The following is a 24,394-nucleotide window of genomic DNA, read 5'->3' on the forward strand; positions in this document are numbered from 1 at the left end:
CCTCCTCGGCGCAATTGCGCCGAGGAGGCTCCCGGACCGCCCGCGGAAAGCGAGTGCCTGAAATTTGTACAAGCCAAAAAAACTGTAGACAAACTCGATTTTCATCGAGTTTGTCTACAGTCTGAAGGATGGCATTGGCCATCCTCTTTTTATTTGATTCAGCTGAAAAGTGATTTAATCGCGTCTATTAAACTACTGAAGACTTCTTTCAATTTATCAAGAAACGATTGACCCTCTTCGGATTCAAGAAAATGGGAAAGCTTATCTTTAGCTGCAGTAAGCTGATCACCGACAGCGTTCCAGTCAATATCTAATTCTTTTAGCTTATTGAATAAATCAATTAAACTTTGGACTTGATCATCATTTAAGGCGATTCCAAGGTCTTTTGCTGAAGACTCGACAACTTCGCGGACCTCTTCAGTATTGGCTGGTGGATTTGCAGCCATTTCCTCTTTGATTTTCGTAACCAGTGCAGAGGCTTCCTCTGTACCGATTTCGTCACCCAATTTTGCTGTTTTCACCATTTCTTCATTCGCTGCCTGTTTCACATCTTCAGGAATCTTCTTGTCGGCAGAGATTTCATAGGCTTTAATGACCCCTGTCAAAGCCGCTGTACCGGAAACGGGAATGGGTGCGGTGACATATACGCTAGCATCTTTTACTCCAGCTGTAGCCAGGGCATTGATATACATTTCATCGGAAACCCAGTTAATGTTTTTCGACTCCAATTTAAGTCCGGTACCTTTTTCCTCCAAAGTAATGGCAGAAGATGAAATCGCTTTTGTACCGATCAGACGGCTAGCGATATAGTCTCCTAAGTATTCATGTTCCTCCGCATTTGTAACCGTTAGAACCTCAACATCATTAGGTGCTTTCATTTCTGATAAAATCATATTTTTTTGTTCATTTGTCAAATTCTCACCAAGTGTGACGATCATTTCACCAACAGCTGCATCTGCAAAAGCTTTATATGGCAATAATAGACATAATAAAATGGTTACAATGACCCATTTATTCATTTTTTTCATGATAATCCTCCTTAACCTTTCCTGCTGAATTGGGAATCTTTCAATAAAAGGGCGGCAATTTATATCAGATTCATAGTATTTGACGAAACCAAGGATAAAAAAGATACATATTTTCCTGAAAAAAATTTATATAGCCCAAGATAGTTATGTTCTTTTAACGAAGAATCTGGGGTATCCTTGTCTTTTATACCTAAGATGGTACTCTATGAACCTAGATCACTTTACCAATGTAGTAAAATCGAAGCAAGATTGCAAGCATATTTGTCAGATTGTGTTAAGTTATAGTAGAATGAATTCGTTATTTAAATATTTGGACCATTCATAAAGGGAGTATGGGATGAGGAAAAGTAATAAGACTCTTTTACTTATGATGCTAATTATCTCTTTGCTGTGGGGAATCGTATACTGGCTATTTATCGCCTAACACATAGCACATAGCACATAGCACATCGATAAATCAAGTGCTGAAAGTGATGTTGAAACGAACGAGGTTTTTATGTATGATGTAAATGTTATATGTGAGGATTATTATTCAAAGCAAATTAATTGGAAATAGGTAGATAATAAAAACGTTATTTAGTAACGAGGGATATTATGTTGATTAAGTATAAGAAAAGTTATGAGAAGTTTGCCATGGGATTATTATCTTTCATGCCAAATGAAAAAGAGATAAAAACGCTTCGAAATACGATGAAAAATTATGAAACGGATGAAAATCTTCAGCTGTTCTTATGGAAAGATGAAGAGATTACTGGCTTGATCGGGATAGAGGTCTCTCCAAACAACATTGAGATACAACATATATCTGTAAATCCATCCTTTCGGAAGCAAGGTATCGGTAAAACGATGGTCAGGGCCATCAAGGAACAATATCCTGACAAAGAATTAAAAGCAAATGAGTTTACGGAAAGCTTTCTTGACAGGTGTGAATAATTCTGAATATGAAAGCTTGAATGGAGGACCACCTTTAAGGGCGGTCCTCCATTCTTGTTTTTCGAAGGGATAGCTGTCGAGCCCTTTCAGAAATGACATCCGAACGATCGCGCATTAGATGCTTATCGACTATTGATGAATTAGCCATATCGCTATCTGCACCCCATATGTACCCTTCATGAAAACACATGGACTGGCATTTTTCGATCAAGCTTTGATCAGCTATCGGCAGATTAATGCTTTCATATGGCTTTTGTGATAGCATTCGCTCATGGGTGTCCTCGAGCAATTTGAACAGGCGATCTGGATCGAGCCCCAACTTCAGGAGCTCGGTCTTTTTAGAGTGGAGATTTGTCAGGGCTTTAGACAGGGTCCTTGCAGCCCCTTTTTTGTTTCCTCTACGATCATGATACAGGGCAACCGCAATTTGAATGAGCCCGACCCAATGAGAGTCACGCTCTTTTGGTGCGGTTTCCTTCCAATATTCTTCAAGAATTTCATGACATTCGAAGTAATCCCTTGTCCCATGGAAATGGAAAAGGAAAGAAAGGTAGTCTTCCGCGTAATACAATAGGAGCACCCCTTTTGTTTATTGGAATCAAGTTTGTATACTCAATAAGTTTAGCATAGAATTTTTTCTTGGAAAATAAAGAAAGCCGATTGCAAGGCAATCAGCTTGATTCATCAGTCTTCAATTAACACCAAGAAGCACCGACGATAACTAATAAAATGAACAATACTACAATAAACGCGAATCCGCCGCCGCTTCCAAAACCACCTGCACCCATAATGAGTACCTCCTTTGTTCTGCTATTCTTACATTTCTAGGTTATGTTGGATTTTGGATTGTGATTGGGCGCAGACCCATTTGTTGGAAATCCGTTTAAAGAACTTTTCTGAGGACAGTAAATTATTATTTGGATAAAGGGCGGCAATCCACTATACTTGATAAGAAAAAGAAATAGGCCTTTATCGGCCAATTAGATTTAAATGAGGTAATTTAATGGGTTATAATATAAAAATTGACGCTTTCGAAGGTCCAATGGATTTACTCCTGCATTTGATTAATCGCCTGGAAATAGACATCTATGATATTCCGATGGCCGATATAACAGATCAATACCTAGGGTACATCCATACGATGCAGCATCTGGAATTGGATGTGGCCAGCGAATATCTGGTGATGGCTGCAACACTGCTTGCCATCAAGAGTAAAATGTTGCTGCCAAAGCATGAGGATGAACAAATGATTGATGAAGATGGGGAAATATTTGAGGAAGATCCACGGGATGAGCTTGTGGAAAAACTATTAGAATATAAAAAGTATAAATATGCAGCTGAAGAATTAAAAGGGATGGAAGAAGAGCGCAGCTTGATGTTCACTAAACCCCCAAGTGATTTATCTGTTTATGTTAAAGAAGCGGAAAGTGATAAACAAGAGTTGAACGTAAGTCTATACGATATGTTGGGTGCTCTGCAAAAACTGCTGCGAAGGCAAAAAATTCAAAAGCCGCTTTACACCAAAGTAACGAAACAAGAGATATCGATAGAGAAACGAATGGATGAAATCATGATTGAGCTACAATCAATTAAAGGGAAGAAAAGTTTTTTTGAACTGTTTTCGCTCCCGGTTAAAGAGCATATCGTCATCACTTTTATGGCGGTGCTGGAACTGATGAAATTAAATGAAATCATCGTTGAACAGGAAGATAATTTTTCGGAGATCATGATTGCTGCTAAGGAAGGTGTAGAACCAGTTGGAAGTTATTAATTGGAAAGGGATTCTTGAGGCATTATTGTTTGCTGCCGGAGATGAAGGTCTCTCCGTCAAACAAATTGCCTCAGTCCTGGAAATTACGGAATATCAAGCAACGGACATCGTTGAAAGTATAAAGGAAGAATATATATCGGATATACGCGGGATTCAGGTGATTGAAATAGCGGGTGTTTATCAAATGACGACAAAAAAAGAGCACTCGGATTACTTGAAAAGACTAGTGGAAACATCAAGCACTCAAGGCTTGTCCCAGGCGGCATTGGAAACACTCGCAATCATTGCTTATAAGCAGCCGATAACTAGAGCTGAAATTGATGAAATTCGCGGAGTGAAAACGGAACGTCCCATTCATACACTTGTCACTAAAGTCTTAATAAAAGAGGTCGGACGTGCCGAAGGCTCCGGGCGGGCTTATTTATATGGGACAACAAAAGAGTTTTTGGATTATTTCGGCCTGAATTCCATAGATGAATTACCGCCTCTCGCCGATAATTCGGATGATAGCTTTGAAAATGGTGAAGCCGATCTGTTTTTTGAAAAATTTCAGCAAACAATCGAATAACATTTTTCTATAAATTGTGATAATATAGAAAAAAATGAATGCGGGGGGATTGCGGGTGCAAATTGTTGCATGTAATGGGTTTGGGCTTGAAAAGGAAAAGTCAAATTCACCTGAGGACTTCTTTAATCGATCCGTTATACAATACATAAAGGATGGAGAAGAAATGACGTTGAATGTACTGTATCTTCGTTATTTTGATGAGATGGTCACTAGTTGGACTCCATATCCCGCCAATCCTATATTCAAAACCCATAGCAGAGATATTTATATGGCTGATATCATTGCCTTGGTCTGTCTACTCAAAGACCCGGGCCTAGTTGACCGAAAACGTATATATATTAATGCAGAAAAAGAGCTGGCTGGTTATTTCGAAAATATAGATTTTGAAAAATTGGAGAAAGTGTTTATATCTATTGATCAAGCTAAACCATATGATATAGAATCACATGTTGACTATTTATAATCAATCTTAATTATTTTGAGGAGGGTTCACGGTTGGGGAATACATTGGTAAAATCTCAGCTTGAGGATGTAAAAGGCTTTTTAGAAACGACAGTGGCTCAGCTAGAAGGATTTATAAATGAGACGACCTATTCTAAGCTGCAAGAGGAAAAAAGCGGGGATGAAACCTATTATAAAGGAATCCTTTCTAGTTTAAGAAGAATGCTTGTAAGTTGTGAAGAGGGCTTGGAGGCTTGCCAAATCGTTCTGAAAAATGATGTTTTCAATAAAGCTGCAGCTGAAAAGACGCTTTATAGAGTTTATCATCAATGTATCGAAGAATACTTTTCCCCAAAATCAGATCGGTGGTTCGAGGACAGCAGATCTGCCTATACAGGAAAAAACTCGATTAAATTTCACCAAAGTGTACCTGACAGCATAATATCCATTCTGAAGGCCGTGGAAAGTGGATTCCAGACCATGCGTGAAGAATTGGAGTTTTATGAAACGGATTACCGGACGAAAATGTTACAATCAAGATAATGAAAACAGCTAGGCTTAATAGGCCTTGCTGTTTTTTTAGCTATGAATGGAATTTCCTCTTAATCGAAACATAAAATACTTTGATGATTTATGTGTATAAAGGTTAAGAGGAGGTTGCAAGATGTCTGAAGTAAGAGATTATGCTAAAGAGGTAAGTGATTGGGTTGATGGAGTGATGGAATATCTTGAGAAGATCGATATCACCGACTCGCCATTACTGTCAAATGTTGAACGGCTTTCCGAGTTGACAAAAGATATGGATGAGGAAGAAATGGATTATGAGGATATGGCACTGATTGAAGAAGAGATGGCCCGGGTCTACGAGGAAATTGAAGAACTCGCTCGGGAATTCAATATACAGGAAAGGCAATCAGTGCCGATTGGGAAGCATACGCTACCGCCGTTACCTTATGCCTATGAGGCCTTGGAACCGACGATTTCAAGGGAAATCATGTATCTGCACCATGATAAGCATCATCAATCATATGTAGATGGTCTTAATAAAGCGGAACTGATGATGAAAAAAGCGAGGGAAACGAATGATTTTTCCTTGTTGAAACATTGGGAAAAGGAAGCAGCCTTTCATGGATCAGGCCATTATCTCCATACGCTGTTCTGGGAAGTGATGATTCCGGGAGGAGGCGGACAGCCAAGGGGGGATTTACGTACACAGATTGAGAAGGATTTTGGAAGCTTTGCAGCTTTTAAAAGTCATTTTAGTGAAGCTGCCAAGCAAGTAGAAGGTGTTGGCTGGGCCATATTAGTCTGGGTTCCGCGTGCGCGGCGGCTAGAAATACTTCAATCGGAATTGCATATGGTTTTGACCCAGTGGGATACGATCCCAATCCTTGTTCTTGATGTATGGGAACATGCTTATTACTTGCAATATAAAAATAATCGGGCCGCATATGTGGACAAATGGTGGGATGTTGTAAACTGGCCGAAAACAGCCGTAAGGTTCACCGAAGCAAAAAAGCTTATTTGGAAAAAACAATAACTGGTAAAATGCAGGAAAAGTCTTTGGAGAACCAATTACAACCATACGAGCCGTGAAGGTTCGTTTTTTTTTTGAAATTTTGTATCAAGAATTTTTTAGGGGGAATATGGGAAAGATAGGAAGAGAGAGCTGCGAATTTTATTTGAAAGCGACTTGTGATTCTCATTTGGATATTATAATTAGATTAGAAAAGGAGATGATATCATCTCACGAAATAATGAGCATATGTCTTATTTAAATCCTTGAAATAACATTGGAAATGTGTTAAAAATGCTACTTTGAAGTACTATGGGTTTTTAAAAATAATTAATTTATATCAATATAAAAACTGTGACCAATTTGTGAAATTAAAAATTATTAAGGTATATTTATTGACTAGTTTCTATTTAATAATTATTATAAACAGGAGCAGATAAAAAAATTAGCTATTGGAGGAATTTATTATGTCATTGATCAATAAACAAGTTGAAGATTTTAAAGTACAAGCATACCATGCAGGAGAATTCAAAGAAGTTACACTTGAAGATGTTAAAGGAAAATGGGCAGTATTCTTTTTCTACCCAGCTGACTTCTCTTTCGTATGTCCAACTGAATTAGCTGATCTTCAAGATAACTATGAAACATTCAAGGAAATTGGTTGTGAAGTTTACTCAGTTTCAACAGATACTCATTTCAGCCACAAAGGATGGGCGGATGCTACTGATACAATCGGTAAAATCCAATATCCAATGTTAGCTGACCCAGCAAACGTTTTATCCCGTCAATTCGGTGTATTGATTGAAGAAGATGGATTGGCTCTACGTGGAACTTTCATCGTAAATCCAGAAGGACAAATTAAAGCATACGAAATTAATGACCTAGGAATTGGCCGTAATGCTGAAGAACTTGTAAGAAAAGTTCAAGCTGCACAATTCGTAGCGGAACATGGAGATAAAGTTTGCCCTGCAAAATGGACTCCAGGTGAAGCTACTCTTGAACCAAGCCTAGACCTTGTAGGTAAACTTTAATTTTTAATGGGATGGTCGTCCATTTCTACAGGTAATGGACACACCAGCATTGATTACGATTACTGGGATAATTCGTCCTGGAAGATCTTATGACAAAAGGCACTTACCTAAAATAAGTGCCTTTTGTTTTTCAAAATTATCAGTTTAGCACGTATTATCATTCAGCAAGGAGCACAAAAGATGAAAAAAATATATGATTTATTAATTATTGGTGGCGGACCTGCAGGCCTCTCAGCCGGCGTTTATGCAGGAAGAGCAAAGTTAAAAACAATAATTCTTGAAAAAGGAACTGGCGGTGGACAAGCTGCAACTACGTCGGAAATAGCCAATTATCCTGGTATCCGTCATATCTCGGGCCCTAGGTTAGTTGAGGAAATGAAGCTTCAAAACGAAGATTTTGGCGTTGAATTCGCCAAAGCTGATGTAACGGGCGTGGATTTCTCCGGTGAGGTGAAAGTCGTTAAAACCCTTGGCGGGGACTACCATGCACGCGCCGTCATCATTGCAACGGGTGCTTCTCCAAGAACACTAGGATTTCCAGGTGAAGAGGAATTTACTGGCCGCGGTGTAGCTTATTGTTCAACATGTGATGGTGAATTCTTTGAAGGGTTGGAAGTTTTCGTTATCGGGGCAGGATATGCTGCCGCTGAAGAAGCAATATTCCTGACACGTTTTGCTACAAAAGTTACGATCATCGCCCGAGAATCAAGCTTCTCTTGTGCCCCGTCCATTGTTGATAAAGTAATGGCAAATGATAAGATTGAAGTGAAATTCAATACGGAAATCCTTGGGGTATACGGAGACGGGATGATTCAAAGTGCACGGTTCATCAATAACGCGACCAAAGAAGAATTTGAATATAAGGCTAAGGAAGAAGACAATACGTTTGGGGTATTCGTTTTCATAGGTTACGAGCCGAAAACAGAGATTTTCAAGGGCCATATCGAAATGGATCATGCTGGTTACATTTTAACCGATGATGATATGAAGACTAATGTGAATGGTGTCTATGCGGCTGGCGACCTAAGGCCAAAATCCTTACGCCAGATTATCACAGCTGTATCTGATGGAGCGATTGCAGCAACGGATGCCGGTAAATATATTGAAGAAGAAAAAGATCGCCTAGGAATCAAAGATGAACCTGAAGTTGAAAAACCGGCGAAAAAAGAACAGGCAGCTGTCCCTGCAGGCAAGAGCGCTTTATTAAGTGACGCGTTACGTGGCCAATTAAAGGGAATCTTCGGCAAGATGGAGAGCGACGTTACATTGGTGTCCATCGTTGATGAAAGTTTACCGAAATCTGTCGAATTGCGAGACTTCTTGTTGGATGTTGCGGAATTAGGGGATAAGCTTCATCTTGAGTTATATAACAAGGGGGAAAATACGGAAATTGAAGAAAAAATCAATGCAGATAAGTTCCCTGTCGTTTCCCTCTTGAATTCGAATGGTGAATACAGCGGCGTCAAATACCACGGTATACCAGGCGGCCATGAGTTGAATTCCTTCATTTTGGCTATCTATAACCTGGCTGGACCTGGTCAAGCACTGGATTCAGTCGTACTGAATTCAATTAAGGGAATCAGTAAAAAAGCGAACATTAAGGTTATGGTTTCATTGGCATGCCACTACTGTCCAGATGTTGTAGTGGGTGCACAGCGCATAGCGATTGAAAATCCTAACGTTGAAGCTGAAATGGTCGATATAAGCAATTTCCAGGAAATCAAGAAGAAATATAAAGTCATGAGCGTGCCTGCCATGATCATCAATGATGAAGAAGTGGTATTCGGAGCTAAGAAAATAGATGAAATCGCTGCATTATTAGTATGATAGTACACTAAATCGATAGGGGCGTGTCCTCCTATCGATTTTTTTTTATGCCCTTGAAAATCAGTATATATCATGGAGGGTTACATTCTTTTATTCATAACCCTTGTCCCTTTGCATAAACTTGTACAAAAACAAGTAAAGAGACGAGGGGGCACTCATGCGTTTTCCATATAAAGGGTTATCAAGTTTGTGTATTGTCATTCTCCTGTTGTCTTTTATGGCACCTGTTCAAAGCGCTAAAGCAAATGTATCCGTAAGTGCCCATAGTGCAATTTTAATGGATGAGGATAGCGGAAGGGTCATTTATGAAGTGAATGCCCATGAAAAGAATCGCATAGCAAGCATTACGAAAATAATGACGGCTATCTTGGCTATTGAATCGGGACAAATGGATGAAACAGTGAAGGTAAGCAGCAATGCATTCGGGACGGAGGGATCTTCCCTTTATTTAAAAGAAGGAGAAAGAATTAAGCTTGAAGATTTGATTTATGGCTTGATGCTTCGTTCAGGTAATGATGCAGCAGTCGCAATAAGCGAAAAGGTTGGCGGAAGCTTGGATGGATTCGTCTGGATGATGAATCAAAAGGCGGAAGAAATCGGAATGAAAGATACCCATTTTTCAAATCCACATGGTTTGGATAATACGAAGAACCATTATTCTACCGCATATGATATGGCCATACTCACTCGTTATGCGATGCAAAATGAAACGTATGCAAGGATTTCCGGTACAAAGGAACACAGGGCACCTAATTCCACAGAACAATGGGATTATGTATGGAAAAACAAAAATCGCCTGCTTACACAGTTATATGAGTATTGCACAGGGGGGAAAACAGGGTATACCAAACTAGCAAAACGGACCTTGGTCACCACGGCAACAAAAAATGAGCATGACCTGATTGCTGTGACTTTGAATGGTCCGGATGATTGGAATGATCATATACAAATGTACGAATCAGCCTTTAAGGAGTATAAATCGACCCAAATTTTACCTGAAGGCATAGTGAAAAATATGGAAAATAAAGTATATAGAGGACATGTTTACATTAAAAATGATTTTTCGTATCCACTAACAAAAGAAGAGAGAAAATTGGTCAATGTGAAAATGAAATTGTTGAAGCCCCAGAAAGCTTGGAAAGATAAAAGGAAAATCCCGGAAGTGGTCGGCAGTGCATCCATCTATCTCGATGGTAAGAAAATAGGTACGCGTTCGATTTTTTATGGGGAATCAAAAGAAAGCTTCAAGCAACAATCATTCCAATCTTCATGGGCTGAGATATTTGAAGCGGTATTGGGAATCGGACGCAATGGTTAATTACATTTGGGTCGGGATGTTTGTGATCGGTATTGTCTTTGGGATGATTAATGGGACGATGGACCAGGTGAATGAAGCTCTATTTGTCAGTGCAAAGGAAGCGGTCACCCTTTGCCTGGGACTGATGAGCATACTTGTCTTTTGGCTGGGTTTGATGAAAATAGCGGAGGAATCGGGACTGTTAGATAAACTATCCAACTTGTTCAAGCCTTTCATGAGATGGCTATTCCCTGACGTGCCTGCTAATCATCCCGCTATGGGGTATATACTTTCCAATATGATGGCAAACACATTCGGATTGGGGAATGCAGCTACGCCTCTTGGTATAAAAGCCATGGAACAGCTAAAGAAACTAAATGGAGGAAAAGCAACAGTCAGCCGCTCGATGGTCACTTTTTTAGCAATCAATACCTCAAGCGTAACGTTGATTCCAACCACTGTCATTGCGATTCGGATGAATTACGATGCCCACTCCCCGACGGACATCGTTTTTCCGACCATAATAGCAACGGCCATTTCTGCCGTTGGGGGGATCGCGATAGATCGATATTTTTATTACAGGAGAAAGAAGAGCGGGAGGGAATAGGATGTTGCACTGGATGACCACCATTTCAATTTGGATGATACCGATTTTGATCCTCTGTATATTACTGTACGGCACATTGAAAAGAGTTCCCACCTATGAGACATTCGTTGAGGGGGGGAAAGAAGGAATCAGCATGTCTTTTTCCCTCATCCCTTTCCTGGTAGGGATGCTTGTGGCGATTTCGGTATTTAGGGCATCAGGGGCATTGGATTTCATTGTACAATCACTGAACCCACTGCTTTCCCTTCTTCATTTTCCATCTGAGGTTTTACCCCTTGCGATTATTAGACCAATATCCGGAACAGCCGCTTTAGGAATAACCAGCGACCTGATAGCTGTTTATGGACCGGATTCCTTTATTGGGCGCTTGGCTGCCACGATTCAGGGGAGTACAGATACCACCTTCTATGTATTGACCGTGTATTTTGGAGCGGTCGGGATCAAAAAAATGGGAGATGCCCTCAAGGTCGGTCTTTTGGCGGACTTGATCGGAATCATAGCTGCCGTTATCGTCGTCACACTGGTTTTCGGTATGAATTAAAGGTAGGGAAATGGGCGATTCCATTTCTTTTTTTTTGTCTTTTTCTTATATAATCGCTATGTTAAGCTCTCCATTTTTAAGCGGATTCAAACTTTCATCTAAAAGAAACATTTTTTTGTATGGAAAAATAAGCTATGTTACACTCATTATGGAAACCAACCCATTTAACCGTCCCATTATTGGTGTAATAATAAAAGAAAAGCTCTTAATCGCGAAAAACCTTTTGTTTTTGCCTCTCAATATGTAATAATTGTATGATTGTGTATGTATAGACAATAACAAACGAATGATTATACTATGGGGTGAAGATAGATGGAACGATTACAAAAGGTTATAGCACATGCTGGACTGGCTTCCCGCCGTAAAGCAGAAGAGTTGATTTTAGAAGGTAAGGTAAAAGTGAACGGCAAAGTAGTGAAGGAATTAGGTGTGAAAGTTGGGCCTAATGATAAGGTTGAGGTTAATGAAGTCCCGCTTGAAAAAGAAGCCCCGGTTTATTTCCTATTTTATAAACCGCGTGGCGTCATTTCGGCAGTTTCTGATGATAAGAATAGAAAAGTCGTTACGGACTTTTTTCCTTACATCCATGAACGGATTTATCCAGTTGGCCGCCTGGATTACGATACTTCGGGCTTGTTGATTTTAACCAATGACGGGGAATTTGCAAACACGTTAATGCATCCGAAGCATGAAGTGGATAAAGTGTATGTGGCAAAAGTGAAAGGAATGCCTTTGCGTGAAAGCTTGAAAAAGTTGGATAAAGGAATCAAGTTGGAGGATGGTAAGACCGCGCCAGCCAAGACGAGGGTATTGTCTACCGACAAGAAAAAGGAAACGGCGATAGTTGAAATCACCATACATGAAGGCAGGAACAGGCAAGTCCGCCGGATGTTCGAAGCAATTGGCCATCCCGTCATTAAATTGAAGAGGGAACAATATGGTTTCTTGACTTTGGACGGTCTAACAGCAGGAGATTCCCGGGAGCTGACTCCACATGAAGTTAAATTAATGCGGACTTTAGCAACGACCGAACCTAAACAACGGAGAATGTAAGATAGAATTCTTCCTGTATTAATAGGTTGAAACCACTACCCCATTCTTCGCCTGGAAGAATGAGGTGGTGGAAAACAACCTGTAAATGGCTTTTCCTTCATGAATCGGGAAAGAATGTCACACAACCTTCAGAAATGTAAATAAAAAGGACATGAAGTTAAATGGTATAATGGTATGGTTAAATTTAGTGTGGGCTTAGGAGGATTTCTATGGATAAAAAGAAGCGACGCCTAATTAGCAGAACCATCATTCTCCTGCTTTTAGGTGCAGCTTTAGTGTTTGCCCTTTATACGAACTTCACTAAAGAAAAGAATGAAAGCCTGAGAAAAGGATCCGCTGCACCCAATTTCGTCTTGACTGATATGGAAGGAAAAGAGCATAAACTTTCCGATTACAAGGGAAAAGGCGTCTTCCTGAATTTTTGGGGTACATATTGCAAGCCGTGTGAATATGAAATGCCTTATATGGAAAATCAATATAATAACTTTAAAGACCAGGGCGTTGAAATATTGGCGGTTAATGTCGGGGAATCTGACTATGCCGTCAATAATTTCATTACAAAGCATGATCTGACCTTTCCTGTCATGATCGATAAAGGTAGGGAAGTGGAAAATGCTTATCGCGTGGATATATTGCCTGTCACCTTTTTGGTTGATAAAGAGGGGAAAGTGATAGATATCATCACCGGAGCTTTGACAGAAGAGAGCATCCAAAAGTATATGGAGAGAATTAAACCATAATATTGGGGAGTTTTTGACATGAAAGAAGTAAAATGCGATTGTGGTCACATAAATCCGTTTGGCACAAAGATTTGTGGGAAATGCGGAATGGTGCTTGGTAACGAAGAAGAAAACAAGCTTATTGATATGAGATATGAAGGAAGTGCCAGGCGGTCACAAACATATAAAAAAACGGTCATCGATAAAATATGGAACTTCTTTTCTTCCGTTAAGGTAGGGGTAACGCTCATTGTCATTGCCTTGATCGCTTCCGCTATCGGGACGATTTTACCTCAGGAGATGTACATCCCTTCAGCAGCTACGCCTGCAGAGCACTATGAACAGGAATACGGCTGGTTCGGAATGGTGTATTATGAACTAGGGTTTCATAACTTGTATAGTTCATGGTGGTATTTGATTATCATAGGCATGCTGGGCATATCGCTATTGATTGCCAGTATCGATCGGTTTTTTCCATTGTATCGATCGTTAAAAAAGCAAGGGGTCATACGTCATGAAGGTTTCATGGAACGTCAGCGGATTTATGGGGTGACAAAGCTTGAAGACCAAGATCTAAACCTTGAAGAAGTAAAGGATAGACTAAGAAGGCAGCGTTATCATATACGGGAGGAAAACGGTCATATACTTGCCGAAAAGGGTCGTTTTTCACGTTGGGGACCCTATGTAAACCATATTGGACTTATCATTTTCTTAATTGGGGCATTATTACGTTCCGTCCCTGGAATGTATATCGACAAAGTACTTTGGCTGCGTGAAGGCGAGAGAAAAGAAATCCCGGGTACAAATGGTGAATATTACCTCCAGAATAATGACTTTACCTTAGAAGTGTATGACAAAGAGAATGAAGAAGATGAGCAGTACAGTGCTGCAATTGATAAAACCGGTACGATCGTAAAAACCTATCAATCCGATGTAACATTGTACGAGCGCAAGGGAGAAGCCTTACCAGGGGAAAAAGTGAATCTTGATAAGCTTAAAGATTATAAAATCAAAGTCAATGAACCTCTGAAACATGATCATTATGCCCTCTACCAAGTAGATTATAAACTGGATGAGCTCAGTACGATGGCTTTTAATTTGATAAATAAAAAAACCGAAGAGGAATATGGAAGCTTAAAGGTTGATTTGAATAATCCTCAAAAGAAATATGAGCTGAAAGAAGGATATTCCGTTGACTTGATCAGTTACTTCCCCGATTTCGAGTTCGATGAAAAAGGCGAACCTAGAACGATATCGAAAATTCCGAATAATCCAGCATTTATCTTTAAGATGCATACTCCGGATAAGCCAGAGGGTGAAGTCAGTTTCGTAGCGATTAAGGAGACTGTGGAGCCTTTAGGGGAAAACACTTATAAAATGGCTTTTAGTGGTGTGGAAACCCAGGATGTCACAGCTTTGACCGTCAGGAAGGATTTAACGCTTTGGATCCTATTCACGGGTGGTATCATTTTCATGATCGGCGTTGTCCAAGGGTCTTATTGGAATCACCGGCGTATATGGATTAAGAGGAAAGATGATGAGATATTAATGGCCGGCCATACAAATAAGAACTGGCACGGCATTAAAAGAGATATAAAACAAGCTATAGAATCAACATCACTTTCCGAACCAATGGATCAACTTGAAGAGGAGAAATCTTCTAGTAAGGGGGAAGTTTTAAATGGCTGAATTAAGCAGTAACTTTTTATATGCAGCTTTCTTATTATATCTGATCGCTACCTTTTTATTTGGGGGATCGATCAAGGATAAACGCGGAGAAGAGGAAAAGAAACAAAACAAATGGGCTAAACTGGGCATTTTCATCACCATTCTCGGTTTCGCGGCACAAATTGGGTATTTCATCACTAGATGGATTGCTGCCGGCCATGCCCCGGTAAGTAACCTGTTTGAATTTACGACCTTTTTCGGAATGATGCTGGTCGGTGCTTTCATACTAATTTATTTTCTTTATAAAACACCTGCCCTTGGGCTATTCGCTTTACCGATTGCGTTATTGATAATTGCATATGCAAGTATGTTCCCTACAGAAATTTCGCCACTCATTCCTGCTTTGCAGAGTGATTGGCTTCATATTCATGTAACGACTGCAGCGGCAGGACAGTCGATCCTTGCCATAAGTTTCGTTACTGCCATCATTTATTTAATCAAATTCGTCGATCAGACACAATCAAGCAAAAGAACGTTCTGGCTTGAAGTCATCATGTTCATATTAGTCTGCACCGTCGGCTTCGTCATCAGCACTTCTTCTTTTGCTGCAATGGATTATAAGGCGAATTTCGATTGGGTCGATAAACATGGTGCCGAGGCCAAGCAGGAATTCAACCTACCGGCATTGGTAGGTCCAAATGAAGGGAAACTTATCGAGACGGATCGATTTGAACCGCTGGTGGACATGCCTGCACTGATCAATGCTAAGAAACTGAATACGGTACTTTGGTCAGTCGGTATGGGAATCATCCTGTATGGTTTAATAAGGTTGATTGCTCGCAAAAGAGTGGCAGCATTGATTAAACCAATCGTTAAAAATGTGAATTTGAATTTATTGGACGAGATTAGTTATCGTTCGGTCCTTATCGGTTTTCCGATTTTCACACTCGGTGCCCTCATTTTTGCAATGATCTGGGCTCAAGTGGCCTGGACACGATTCTGGGGCTGGGATCCGAAAGAGGTCTGGGCATTGGTTACCTGGTTGTTTTATGCGGCTTTCTTGCATCTGCGCATGTCAAAGGGGTGGCAAGGGGAAAAATCAGCTTGGCTTGCCGTCATCGGTTTTGCCATTATAATGTTTAACTTGATATTCGTTAATCTTGTTATTGCTGGTTTGCATTCATATGCTTGATTCTGTATTGTAATATTTAGATGAAGGGGGTCTTTTGATAGAAACGTCGAGGATTTGGCTTATCGATTTTTCTAGAGAATGATCCCTTTTTCCGTCACTCCCTTTAATAAGAATATTTCGGTTGAATAGCATGAATGAACTCTAAGTGAGTGGTCGAAGTCTTTTTTTGTGACAAAATGGTGAAAGGTTCATGGAAGCCATGCAAAATTGGCTCTTTATCGTACTTTGTAAGGAAAAAGTATTAGTCATGAAAGTTTTCATTTTGTAGAATATAGGATAGGAGGCTGATTACATAATGTATAATGCTATTAAAATTCTCGTGGTGGATGATGAGGAAAGAATCCGCCGGTTGCTAAAGATGTATTTGGAAAGGGAAGAATACATAATTGATGAAGCTGAAAATGGGGATGTGGCTTTAACGAAAGCCCTTGAAAATGAATATGATTTAATTTTATTGGATATTATGATGCCTGGCAAAGATGGAATCGAAGTTTGCCGTGAATTAAGGGAAAAGAAAACGACACCGATTATCATGCTGACTGCCAAAGGGGAAGAAGTGAACCGCGTGCAAGGGTTCGAAGTGGGGACCGATGATTATATCGTGAAGCCGTTCAGTCCCCGTGAAGTCGTGTTAAGGGTTAAAGCTTTATTGCGTCGCTCTTCAAGTACAAGTTACATGCAGACGGAAACGACGGCAAAAGATGTGATCGTCTTCTCGCATCTAACCATCGATAATGATGCACACCGTGTTCTTGCTGATAACAAAGAGGTTTCATTAACACCAAAAGAATATGAATTATTATATTTCCTTGCGAAATCCCCAGATAAGGTTTTCGATCGGGAGCAATTGTTAAAAGAAGTCTGGCACTATGAATTCTTTGGAGATCTTCGAACTGTAGACACTCATGTTAAACGCTTACGTGAAAAATTAAACCGTATATCCGAAAACGCAGCCAAGATGATTGTCACCGTTTGGGGTGTAGGTTACAAGTTCGAAGTCATTAATGACTGATGCTATGGGGCAGTGTTGTAGGGAAGCTATGGGCAACGATCCTGTTGCTCGTGTCGTTTGTATTAATCGTTTTAACCGTTCTGCTGGTTGAATTCTTTGAGAATTTTCAAATTGAAAATATTGAAAATGATTTAACCAAAACGGCTGAACAAATTATTAAGGTAACCAATGAACATCAAGGATCCAGCAACGAGGTTTTACAAATAGCTTCGGAATTAATAGGCAACGAAACGAAAATGATCATTCTTAATGATGACAAAATGGTATTCTCATCCATCAGAGGAGATAATGAGTTTGAAATCACGCCGGAATCCATTAAAAATGATTCTGATTTGCTCAAGGTTTTTACGGAAAGAAAGACGGTAAAAAAAGAAATGGCACTATCCGATGATATGGGTAACGAGGAATTATCAGCAATCGTTGTTGGCATTCCGCTTGAATTGAACGGGGAACAGGATGAAGTTTTCCTATTTCAATCGTTGGAGTCCATGGAAGAAACCACAAAATCCACTACACAGTTCATTTTATTGGCAGCGGGGATCGCCATTATTTTGACAACGGTTTTTGCTTTCTTTTTATCTACAAGAATTAATGCGCCATTGGTGAAGATGAGGGAAGCAGCGCTAGCGATTGCCCGGGGCAAGTTTGATACCAAGGTCCCGATTCTGACTCAAGATGAAATCGGTGAGCTGGCCATAGCGTTTAATCAGATGAGGAAGCAACTGAAATTCAATATGAATGCACTTAGTCAGGAAAAGGAACATCTCTCAAGCATCCTTAGTAGTATGGCTGATGGGGTCATTACCTTCAATAAAGATGGCACAATTCTGGAAACGAATCCGCCAGCAGAAAGGTTTCTGCAATCCTGGTACTTTGAAAAGGGATTTAACCGGGAAGATGACGTGAATGTCCCCTTGGTTTTGATGAATCTATTTGATGAATCAGAGTCCTTCGATAAGGAGCAAGTCGGTGAAATCACCTTGCAGGGCCGTGATTGGGGATTTATTGTCAGTCCGCTATATACAAATACCGACAATATTCGCGGAGCGGTGGCCATCATACGGGATATGAGTGATGAAAGACGTATGGACAAACTTAGGACGGATTTCATAGCGAATGTATCCCATGAGTTAAGAACGCCGATTTCAATGTTGCAAGGTTATAGTGAAGCGATCGTGGATGACATTGCGAGCAGTGAAGAGGAAAAGGTAGAAATGGCCCGCATCATCTATGACGAGTCTTTGAGAATGGGACGTTTAGTCAATGATCTCCTCGATTTAGCTAAATTGGAATCGGGTAAAATGAACCTTAGCTATGAATGCGTACCTATTTCTCCTTATTTAAAGAGGATTACAAGTAAGTTCTCTGGGCTAGCCAAAGAAAAGGGGATTACAATATCAGCCAGTCTGCAAGACAATCAAATCGAATGGCATTTCGATCCCGACCGTATTGAACAGGTTTTGACCAATCTAATTGATAATGCGATTCGTCATACTCCTCCGGGAGGTAACATTGATGTCATTCAGAGGACAAGTGATCGAAGGGGTCTGATTATAGATGTGAGGGATTCTGGATCGGGTATTCCCGAAGAAGATCTACCTTTTGTATTCGAGAGATTTTATAAAGCGGATAAAGCAAGGACCCGCGGCCGTTCGGGTACCGGATTGGGTTTAGCAATCGTAAAAAATATAATCAATGCCCATGATGGCTACATTTCGGTAAACAGTTTACCTAATAAAGGGACGACGTTCAGTTTTATTCTTCCTCGAATTATGGAAAATGCTGAATGAATGATGGGTGACATGCTAAAAAATCTTGTTTCATAAGGAACTGAGAAGACAAAGGCAATTGGATTTCTTTCCAACTTGTCTTTGTTTTTTTTTAGGAAAAACAAGTTAAGAGGTCCCGGATATATGGAAATTAACGGATTCTTATAATAAGATAGAGACCGAGGTATGTAACTTTTATTTAGGATTGACGACTATATTTATTGAACGGATGTGGGGAAATGATGGATTCCGTTTTCCACGATCTTTATGAAAAATATCATCAGGATATTTATCAATTCATTTTTTATATGACTAAAAATCGAGAAACGGCTGAGGACCTTGTTCAGGAGGTCTATATCCGGGTGATGAAGGCGTATGAACGCTTCGAAGGAAAAAGCAGTGAAAAAACATGGATGTATTCGATTGCAAGAAATGTGACGATTGATTACTTTCGGAAACAAAAAGGGTGGAAAGACAAAATCTTTCCTAACTTTGATTGGGATAGGCAATTGATAAAAGATAAAGAGCCCATTCCTGAAGAAGTGGCTATCATGAACGATGAAATCCAAGATATTTATCAATGCTTAAACCGGTGTACCGTCGATCAAAGATCCGTCATCATTTTACGATATATTCAGGGATTGTCCATTACGGAAACTGCTGATGTATTGAATTGGAGTGAAAGTAAGGTAAAAACGACCCAGCACCGTGCTTTGAAGGCTATTAAAAAGTTAATGGAAGAGTTATCAGGGAAGGAGGGCCACCCCATTGAGAAAATCCCGTTGGAAAGAAAGCGAAATTGAAGACATGCTACGCGAGCTTCCAAAATTAAAAGATGACAGAACCAAGGCAGAGGTGTTTGCGAAAATAGATGATAAAAAGAGAAAGAAAAACTGGATACCTCTAATTGCGGGAGCTGCCTCCTTATTTTTACTGGTTGTTTTGGCATCTTCGTTAATTATTGAAAAAAAAGGAACGACAAATCAAGAGGGCGGCAGTAGCGGGAAGTTATCCATATCCGAAAATAAAGAAATGGCAGATATTGAACGGGAGGATGCAAGTAACAAGGGAAATCCTTCAGAAGATAAACAATATAATCAAGAGTTTTCGAGTAAGCAAACGGGAATCGAATCTAAAGACAAGGTTTCAGAAAAGGAACCTCGAAAAAGGGAAAAGGAAAAAACATTTGCACAAGCAATCTATCAAGATGACCTTAAAAATGCATCGATCATTACGATGGGTGTCCCAGATGATCAAATGAATTTCATCGTTCCCATTTCATTTAAACTCAAACATTATGACGAAAGTGATACATTGAATCTGATAGTTAATCAAATGTCCGACATCGATGAAGAGCAATATGGGCTATCTGATTATTTTCCACTTGATATAAAGATTAGCCAAGGAAACGATAGGACCACTGCTCATATTGATTTTCAGGAAAAAAGCCCATTATTGGATGAAGATACCCTTTTTCTCCATTCGATGGAGGAAACGCTTTCCTATACCAAAATAGAGAAAATGACATTTTCTACAGATGGTAAGCAAGGTGCGATGTTTGCACATGCGGGATACTTAAAGGAGGAAGTCATACCTCATCAAAAAAATCGCACATACCTTCAATACCAAAGGGATGAGACCTCCCCCATATTCCTTGTTCCAAGCAATATGGGTTATCAGGACTTTGAGGAGGCACTGCAAGCTGGAAAAGGGGGGGAGGACATCGAAGGGATTTCACCTTCAATACCGCATGACCTGAAATGGGAAAGGATAAGCTATGTTGGAGATCTTGTGATCATTCAATTGTCAGATCAAGCTGCCATAGAAAATAATGAGGAATCCCTTCAAGCTTTAGAAGCCATACTCTTCATAGCTAAGGATTTTGGTTTTGAAAAAGTGAAGTTTGAAAATGCTTCTATTGAAGAGGTAGGCGAGCTGAATTTAACTAAAGACATAATGGTGCCCAAAGCACCGAACCAAGTGAAATGATGCAGCTATATGATGGTGCGTAGTAAACCCTGTCTATGGTTGGGCAAAAGCCCCTTGCATTCATAGAAAAAGTGCCCGCGCTTACGGGCGCTTTTTCTTCTTATAATGAAATACGGGCCAGGAATGTAATTTCTTCCGTTTCCATTAAAAATTGTTTCATATTGTCTTCTAATGGTAAATCAAAGCTCAAAACCATGATGGCTTCCCCGCCAGCTTCTTTTCGGCCAACCTGCATAGTGGCGATATTCACTCCATGATCACCTAAGACCTTACCTACGTTACCGATTACACCGGGTTTATCGGTATGCTGGATATAAAGTAAATTCGATTCTGGATGAAAATCGATTTTGAAACCATTCAAACTTACAATCCGAGAACCGTAATTTTCGATATAGGTCCCGCTGATTGTTAATTCACGGTTGTCGCCTTTTACTTTAAGGCTGATCAAATTCGAGTAACCTAAAGAGTCCGCAGAGATTTTTTCACCAATGGTTATGCCATGCTCTTTTGCGATCAACAAGGCATTCACTTCATTGACAGATGCATCAACTCTTGATCTGAAAAAGCCGGATATTAGACTTTTTGTAAGAATCGCTGTATCGAAATCCAATGATTCCCCTGCATAAGTAACCGAGATTTCCTGAATTCCTTCATTCATGCACTGAGAAGCAATGGATCCCATTTGCTGAACAAGTTGATAGAATGGCTGTACTTTTTCAAACACTTCTTTAGATATGGCTGGAAGGTTGATTGAACTTGAGACTGGATTTCCTTTGAAATAGGTCAAGACTTCTTGGGCAACCTGTACGGCAACATTTAATTGGGCTTCTTTCGTGGAAGCACCTAGATGCGGTGTAGCAATGACGCTATCCAGTTCAAGGAGTTTATGGCCAATAGGAGGTTCTTCGACGAAAACGTCCAGTGCCGCCCCTGCAACATGCCCTTCAACTAACATTTCATATAAATCATCTTCATCTAGAATTCCACCACGGGCGCAGTTCAGTACATAAACCCCCTTTTTACAGGTAAGCAGTTTTTCTTTATTGATTAATCCTCTAGTTTCATTCGTTAGTGGTGTATGAACAGTAATGATATCTGCTTTAGGAAGCAATTCATCTAACGGCAGGGACATGACGGACATTTTCTTTGCACGATCGACAGTCAGAAACGGATCGTAGACAATGACATCCATGCCAAACACTTTAGCACGTTTGGCAATTTCCCCTCCGATGCGTCCAAAGCCAACTATACCTAATGTTTTACCACGAAGTTCAGTTCCCGTATATGAAGAACGTTTCCACTCCCCATTCTTTAGTGAAGCATAAGCTTGCGGAATGTGGCGCATTAATGAAGCCATCATGGCGAATGTATGTTCAGCTGTTGAAATGGTATTGCCGTCAGGTGCATTAACCACGACAATTCCGCGTTTTGTCGCCGCGGGGATGTCTATGTTATCAACACCGACACCAGCGCGTGCTATAATTTTTAACTGCGGCATACGGTTCATTAAATCTTCCGAAACCTTCGTTGCACTTCTCACGAGAATTGCATCGATCTGATCAAGTTCGTTTGCAGCTTCCTCTACGGTCTTCTGAATGAGATGAATATTGGATGCCTCTGATAGCGGTCCGAGTCCTTCTGGTTTAATGGCGTCTGCTACTAAAATCCGATACACGTCTATACACCTTCCTAGGGAAAATTATCTTAAATTTCAGTTAATTTTACAATTGAAATGCTGATAATGTCAATTTGGCTCATCCATATGTAAGCGCTTAATAAAAAGAAAATCATCTGATCAATTGTTTAATGTCGCGATATAATGGCTTCGTTTATGTCATATAAAAAAATAATTTTCACTATTTAAAATTGCGATTTTGTATATCACGATGTATTTTAAGCCATTTACTATGACGATTAACATTCATCCTAAAAGATCAATTGAGAAAAAATGCTATCAAAAAAAAGGAATTTCAGATATAATGAGAAGTATAAAAATTTTATAGGTCTATCTTCGGGGCGGGGCGCAATTCCCCACCGGCGGTGATGAAGGAATTTCTTCTTCTAAGCCCGCGAGCCTTACAAGGCAGGATTTGGTGTGATTCCAAAGCCGACAGTATAGTCTGGATGGGAGAAGATGGAGGTTCCTGGATGCGTTTCAACAGTTATTTGCTGAACGTTTGTTTGATGTAACCTTTAATTTATCCCTTTAATTCTATCGGAATTAAAGGTTTTTTATTGAACATCAACATGATTAAGGAACCCTAACCTCTTTTTCAGGTAGATCGGAAAAGAAGGAGAGAGAACTATGAAAAAGAACAAAGTGAAAAAAATGGTCACACTCGCCATGATGGGAAGCATTTCTTATTTATTGATGCTTTTAAATTTCCCGTTTCCAGGATTCCCGCCTTTTCTCAACGTTGATTTTAGCGACATACCAGCACTGATGGCGGCATTGATTTTCGGTCCGATGGCTGGAATTCTAGTCGAGTTCATTAAAAATCTATTGGATTTAGTCATGACAGGGACCATGACTGCTGTACCTGTGGGGCATATCGCTAACTTTATAGCCGGAATACTTTTCGTCTTGCCGACATATTATGTATTTCAGAAAATCAATTCAAAAAAAGGGATGACGTTCGCTTTACTTGCAGGGACAGCTTCCATGGCAATATTCATGAGTGTTTTAAACTATTTTGTCTTTTTACCGGCTTATACCTTCTTTATGGGATGGGATGCAATGTCGGCACCTGAGTCAAGAAAGTTCGTTACGACGGCAATTTTGCCTTTCAACGTGATAAAAGGCGTGCTCATCACATTTGTATTCATGTTGCTGTTCATTAAATTACAGTCATGGATCAATAAGCAAACATTATATAAAAATGCTTAATGGCATTGACGATAGATGTAAAAAAACAACCGGATATCCATATTCGGTTGTTTTTTTATTTGGATTTAATTTGGGTAAGGGAACATGTAATGCAATTTTGGCAAAAAGAAAAGCCATTCTCGGTTGAAAATGGCTTGTACCTTTATTCGAACTTTAATGCATCTCCGTCAAATGCCTCTTCGGCAACTTTAATCGAATCCGTTGGGCAACCTTCAAATGCATCCATCATGTCATCTATAAGTACATCTGGAATTTCAACGATTCCCTCGTTATCGTCAAGGGTAACAAATGCAATCCCTTCGTCATCGTAATCATATATATCTGGTGCCGCTGCTCCGCAAGCTCCACAAGCTATGCATGTTTCTTTATCCACAATAGTAAATTTAGCCATGAATATAACCCCTCCTATGTTGATTAACAACTGATAATCTTTTTATTACAGATTATTATCTCTTTCTTATTGTAAGACCGAATGCCAAACTTTTCAATAGAAATTGTATTGATAATGACTATCATGTAGCTGAATGTCAATAAAAAACATTGAA

Annotated in this window: 25 protein-coding genes and 1 riboswitch; of the genes, 20 read left to right on the forward strand and 5 right to left on the reverse strand. The window is 39.8% G+C overall.

From position 1 onward, the window contains the following. Positions 1-158: 158 nt before the first annotated feature. The gene (locus IOC57_RS15205; RefSeq protein ID WP_286184895.1) at positions 159-1,028 is read right to left on the reverse strand and encodes a DUF1002 domain-containing protein; all 870 of its coding nucleotides are present in this window, start codon (positions 1,026-1,028) and stop codon (positions 159-161) included. Positions 1,029-1,622: 594 nt separating this feature from the next. Here IOC57_RS15205 and IOC57_RS15210 point away from each other — a divergent pair. Beyond that, positions 1,623-1,961 (forward strand): GNAT family N-acetyltransferase, encoded by a 339-nt coding sequence (locus tag IOC57_RS15210; RefSeq protein WP_207439518.1) that lies wholly within the window; start codon positions 1,623-1,625, stop codon positions 1,959-1,961. Positions 1,962-1,995: 34 nt separating this feature from the next. On the opposite strand, the gene IOC57_RS15215 is transcribed toward IOC57_RS15210, so the two are convergent. Next, positions 1,996-2,532 carry a DUF309 domain-containing protein gene (locus IOC57_RS15215; protein ID WP_207439519.1) on the reverse strand — a complete coding sequence of 179 codons (537 nt, stop codon included), beginning with the start codon at positions 2,530-2,532 and terminating at the stop codon, positions 1,996-1,998. Positions 2,533-2,656: 124 nt separating this feature from the next. Beyond that, on the reverse strand, positions 2,657-2,749 hold the full coding sequence (locus tag IOC57_RS15220) for a YjcZ family sporulation protein (protein ID WP_082630362.1): 93 nt from the start codon (positions 2,747-2,749) through the stop codon (positions 2,657-2,659). Between the two features lie 215 nt (positions 2,750-2,964). Here IOC57_RS15220 and IOC57_RS15225 point away from each other — a divergent pair, with 215 nt between their 5' ends. From IOC57_RS15225 to IOC57_RS15310, 18 genes are all read left to right on the forward strand, one after another. Further along, positions 2,965-3,732, forward strand: coding sequence for a segregation/condensation protein A (locus IOC57_RS15225; RefSeq protein ID WP_207439520.1), 768 nt, complete (start codon positions 2,965-2,967; stop codon positions 3,730-3,732). Then, the gene (gene scpB, locus IOC57_RS15230; RefSeq protein ID WP_207439521.1) at positions 3,719-4,300 is read left to right on the forward strand and encodes an SMC-Scp complex subunit ScpB; all 582 of its coding nucleotides are present in this window, start codon (positions 3,719-3,721) and stop codon (positions 4,298-4,300) included. Before IOC57_RS15225 ends, scpB begins: the two co-directional genes overlap by 14 nt. Before the next feature lie 55 nt (positions 4,301-4,355). Further along, positions 4,356-4,763 carry a hypothetical protein gene (locus IOC57_RS15235; protein WP_286184897.1) on the forward strand — a complete coding sequence of 136 codons (408 nt, stop codon included), beginning with the start codon at positions 4,356-4,358 and terminating at the stop codon, positions 4,761-4,763. A 32-nt stretch (positions 4,764-4,795) separates the two neighbouring features. Continuing rightward, entirely contained in the window at positions 4,796-5,284 is a 489-nt protein-coding gene (locus tag IOC57_RS15240) for a YpuI family protein (RefSeq protein ID WP_207439523.1), read from the forward strand. A gap of 121 nt (positions 5,285-5,405) precedes the next feature. Continuing rightward, complete coding sequence (locus tag IOC57_RS15245) at positions 5,406-6,281, forward strand: superoxide dismutase (protein WP_207439524.1); 876 nt, start codon at positions 5,406-5,408, stop codon at positions 6,279-6,281. Between the two features lie 443 nt (positions 6,282-6,724). Then, the gene (gene ahpC, locus IOC57_RS15250) at positions 6,725-7,288 is read left to right on the forward strand and encodes an alkyl hydroperoxide reductase subunit C (protein WP_063233159.1); all 564 of its coding nucleotides are present in this window, start codon (positions 6,725-6,727) and stop codon (positions 7,286-7,288) included. Positions 7,289-7,468: 180 nt separating this feature from the next. Then, positions 7,469-9,115: an FAD-dependent oxidoreductase gene (locus IOC57_RS15255; RefSeq protein ID WP_207439525.1), complete on the forward strand. Its 1,647-nt coding sequence runs from the start codon at positions 7,469-7,471 to the stop codon at positions 9,113-9,115. A 157-nt stretch (positions 9,116-9,272) separates the two neighbouring features. Then, positions 9,273-10,433, forward strand: a complete 1,161-nt coding sequence (locus IOC57_RS15260; RefSeq protein ID WP_207439526.1) for a D-alanyl-D-alanine carboxypeptidase family protein — start codon at positions 9,273-9,275, stop codon at positions 10,431-10,433. After that, the gene (locus tag IOC57_RS15265) at positions 10,426-11,019 is read left to right on the forward strand and encodes a nucleoside recognition domain-containing protein (RefSeq protein WP_207439527.1); all 594 of its coding nucleotides are present in this window, start codon (positions 10,426-10,428) and stop codon (positions 11,017-11,019) included. The genes IOC57_RS15260 and IOC57_RS15265 overlap by 8 nt, the downstream gene beginning before the upstream one ends. Positions 11,020-11,032: 13 nt before the next feature. Continuing rightward, a complete protein-coding gene (locus tag IOC57_RS15270) occupies positions 11,033-11,560 on the forward strand; it encodes a spore maturation protein (protein ID WP_396020833.1) in 528 nt (175 codons plus the stop codon). 312 nt (positions 11,561-11,872) lie between these two features. Then, positions 11,873-12,613, forward strand: a complete 741-nt coding sequence (rluB, locus tag IOC57_RS15275) for a 23S rRNA pseudouridine(2605) synthase RluB (RefSeq protein WP_207439529.1) — start codon at positions 11,873-11,875, stop codon at positions 12,611-12,613. Between the two features lie 209 nt (positions 12,614-12,822). Continuing rightward, positions 12,823-13,353, forward strand: coding sequence for a thiol-disulfide oxidoreductase ResA (resA, locus tag IOC57_RS15280; protein ID WP_207439530.1), 531 nt, complete (start codon positions 12,823-12,825; stop codon positions 13,351-13,353). Positions 13,354-13,371: 18 nt separating this feature from the next. Next, positions 13,372-15,021 carry a cytochrome c biogenesis protein ResB gene (resB, locus tag IOC57_RS15285; protein WP_207439531.1) on the forward strand — a complete coding sequence of 550 codons (1,650 nt, stop codon included), beginning with the start codon at positions 13,372-13,374 and terminating at the stop codon, positions 15,019-15,021. Then, positions 15,014-16,192, forward strand: coding sequence for a c-type cytochrome biogenesis protein CcsB (gene ccsB, locus IOC57_RS15290; protein ID WP_207439532.1), 1,179 nt, complete (start codon positions 15,014-15,016; stop codon positions 16,190-16,192). Before resB ends, ccsB begins: the two co-directional genes overlap by 8 nt. Positions 16,193-16,487: 295 nt before the next feature. Beyond that, the gene (locus IOC57_RS15295) at positions 16,488-17,204 is read left to right on the forward strand and encodes a response regulator (protein WP_207439533.1); all 717 of its coding nucleotides are present in this window, start codon (positions 16,488-16,490) and stop codon (positions 17,202-17,204) included. Further along, positions 17,201-18,994 (forward strand): ATP-binding protein, encoded by a 1,794-nt coding sequence (locus tag IOC57_RS15300; protein WP_207439576.1) that lies wholly within the window; start codon positions 17,201-17,203, stop codon positions 18,992-18,994. Before IOC57_RS15295 ends, IOC57_RS15300 begins: the two co-directional genes overlap by 4 nt. 221 nt (positions 18,995-19,215) lie before the next feature. Further along, positions 19,216-19,776: an RNA polymerase sigma factor SigX gene (gene sigX / locus IOC57_RS15305; RefSeq protein ID WP_207439577.1), complete on the forward strand. Its 561-nt coding sequence runs from the start codon at positions 19,216-19,218 to the stop codon at positions 19,774-19,776. Then, positions 19,742-20,962, forward strand: coding sequence for a hypothetical protein (locus tag IOC57_RS15310; RefSeq protein ID WP_207439534.1), 1,221 nt, complete (start codon positions 19,742-19,744; stop codon positions 20,960-20,962). The genes sigX and IOC57_RS15310 overlap by 35 nt, the downstream gene beginning before the upstream one ends. A gap of 100 nt (positions 20,963-21,062) precedes the next feature. On the opposite strand, the gene serA is transcribed toward IOC57_RS15310, so the two are convergent. Continuing rightward, positions 21,063-22,637 carry a phosphoglycerate dehydrogenase gene (gene serA, locus IOC57_RS15315; RefSeq protein ID WP_207439535.1) on the reverse strand — a complete coding sequence of 525 codons (1,575 nt, stop codon included), beginning with the start codon at positions 22,635-22,637 and terminating at the stop codon, positions 21,063-21,065. A 328-nt stretch (positions 22,638-22,965) separates the two neighbouring features. Then, positions 22,966-23,102: riboswitch (FMN riboswitch) on the forward strand. Between the two features lie 165 nt (positions 23,103-23,267). Between serA and IOC57_RS15320 the strand changes: the two genes are divergently transcribed. Beyond that, positions 23,268-23,849, forward strand: a complete 582-nt coding sequence (locus tag IOC57_RS15320) for an ECF transporter S component (RefSeq protein WP_207439536.1) — start codon at positions 23,268-23,270, stop codon at positions 23,847-23,849. Positions 23,850-23,991: 142 nt separating this feature from the next. On the opposite strand, the gene IOC57_RS15325 is transcribed toward IOC57_RS15320, so the two are convergent. Further along, entirely contained in the window at positions 23,992-24,240 is a 249-nt protein-coding gene (locus tag IOC57_RS15325; RefSeq protein ID WP_207439537.1) for a ferredoxin, read from the reverse strand. Positions 24,241-24,394: the final 154 nt, after the last annotated feature.

This window comes from Bacillus sp. SD075, assembly GCF_017355165.1.
Classification (GTDB): Bacteria; Bacillota; Bacilli; order Bacillales; family DSM-1321; genus Peribacillus.

Coding starts and splice junctions, on each gene's coding strand:
- IOC57_RS15205 (WP_286184895.1), bottom strand. CDS start 1,028: ATGAAAAAAATGAATAAATGGGTCATTGTAACCATTTTATTATGTCTA.
- IOC57_RS15210 (WP_207439518.1), top strand. CDS start 1,623: ATGTTGATTAAGTATAAGAAAAGTTATGAGAAGTTTGCCATGGGATTA.
- IOC57_RS15220 (WP_082630362.1), bottom strand. CDS start 2,749: ATGGGTGCAGGTGGTTTTGGAAGCGGCGGCGGATTCGCGTTTATTGTA.
- IOC57_RS15225 (WP_207439520.1), top strand. CDS start 2,965: ATGGGTTATAATATAAAAATTGACGCTTTCGAAGGTCCAATGGATTTA.
- IOC57_RS15245 (WP_207439524.1), top strand. CDS start 5,406: ATGTCTGAAGTAAGAGATTATGCTAAAGAGGTAAGTGATTGGGTTGAT.
- ahpC (WP_063233159.1), top strand. CDS start 6,725: ATGTCATTGATCAATAAACAAGTTGAAGATTTTAAAGTACAAGCATAC.
- IOC57_RS15255 (WP_207439525.1), top strand. CDS start 7,469: ATGAAAAAAATATATGATTTATTAATTATTGGTGGCGGACCTGCAGGC.
- IOC57_RS15260 (WP_207439526.1), top strand. CDS start 9,273: ATGCGTTTTCCATATAAAGGGTTATCAAGTTTGTGTATTGTCATTCTC.
- IOC57_RS15265 (WP_207439527.1), top strand. CDS start 10,426: ATGGTTAATTACATTTGGGTCGGGATGTTTGTGATCGGTATTGTCTTT.
- IOC57_RS15270 (WP_396020833.1), top strand. CDS start 11,033: ATGACCACCATTTCAATTTGGATGATACCGATTTTGATCCTCTGTATA.
- rluB (WP_207439529.1), top strand. CDS start 11,873: ATGGAACGATTACAAAAGGTTATAGCACATGCTGGACTGGCTTCCCGC.
- resA (WP_207439530.1), top strand. CDS start 12,823: ATGGATAAAAAGAAGCGACGCCTAATTAGCAGAACCATCATTCTCCTG.
- resB (WP_207439531.1), top strand. CDS start 13,372: ATGAAAGAAGTAAAATGCGATTGTGGTCACATAAATCCGTTTGGCACA.
- ccsB (WP_207439532.1), top strand. CDS start 15,014: ATGGCTGAATTAAGCAGTAACTTTTTATATGCAGCTTTCTTATTATAT.
- IOC57_RS15295 (WP_207439533.1), top strand. CDS start 16,488: ATGTATAATGCTATTAAAATTCTCGTGGTGGATGATGAGGAAAGAATC.
- sigX (WP_207439577.1), top strand. CDS start 19,216: ATGGATTCCGTTTTCCACGATCTTTATGAAAAATATCATCAGGATATT.
- IOC57_RS15320 (WP_207439536.1), top strand. CDS start 23,268: ATGAAAAAGAACAAAGTGAAAAAAATGGTCACACTCGCCATGATGGGA.
- IOC57_RS15325 (WP_207439537.1), bottom strand. CDS start 24,240: ATGGCTAAATTTACTATTGTGGATAAAGAAACATGCATAGCTTGTGGA.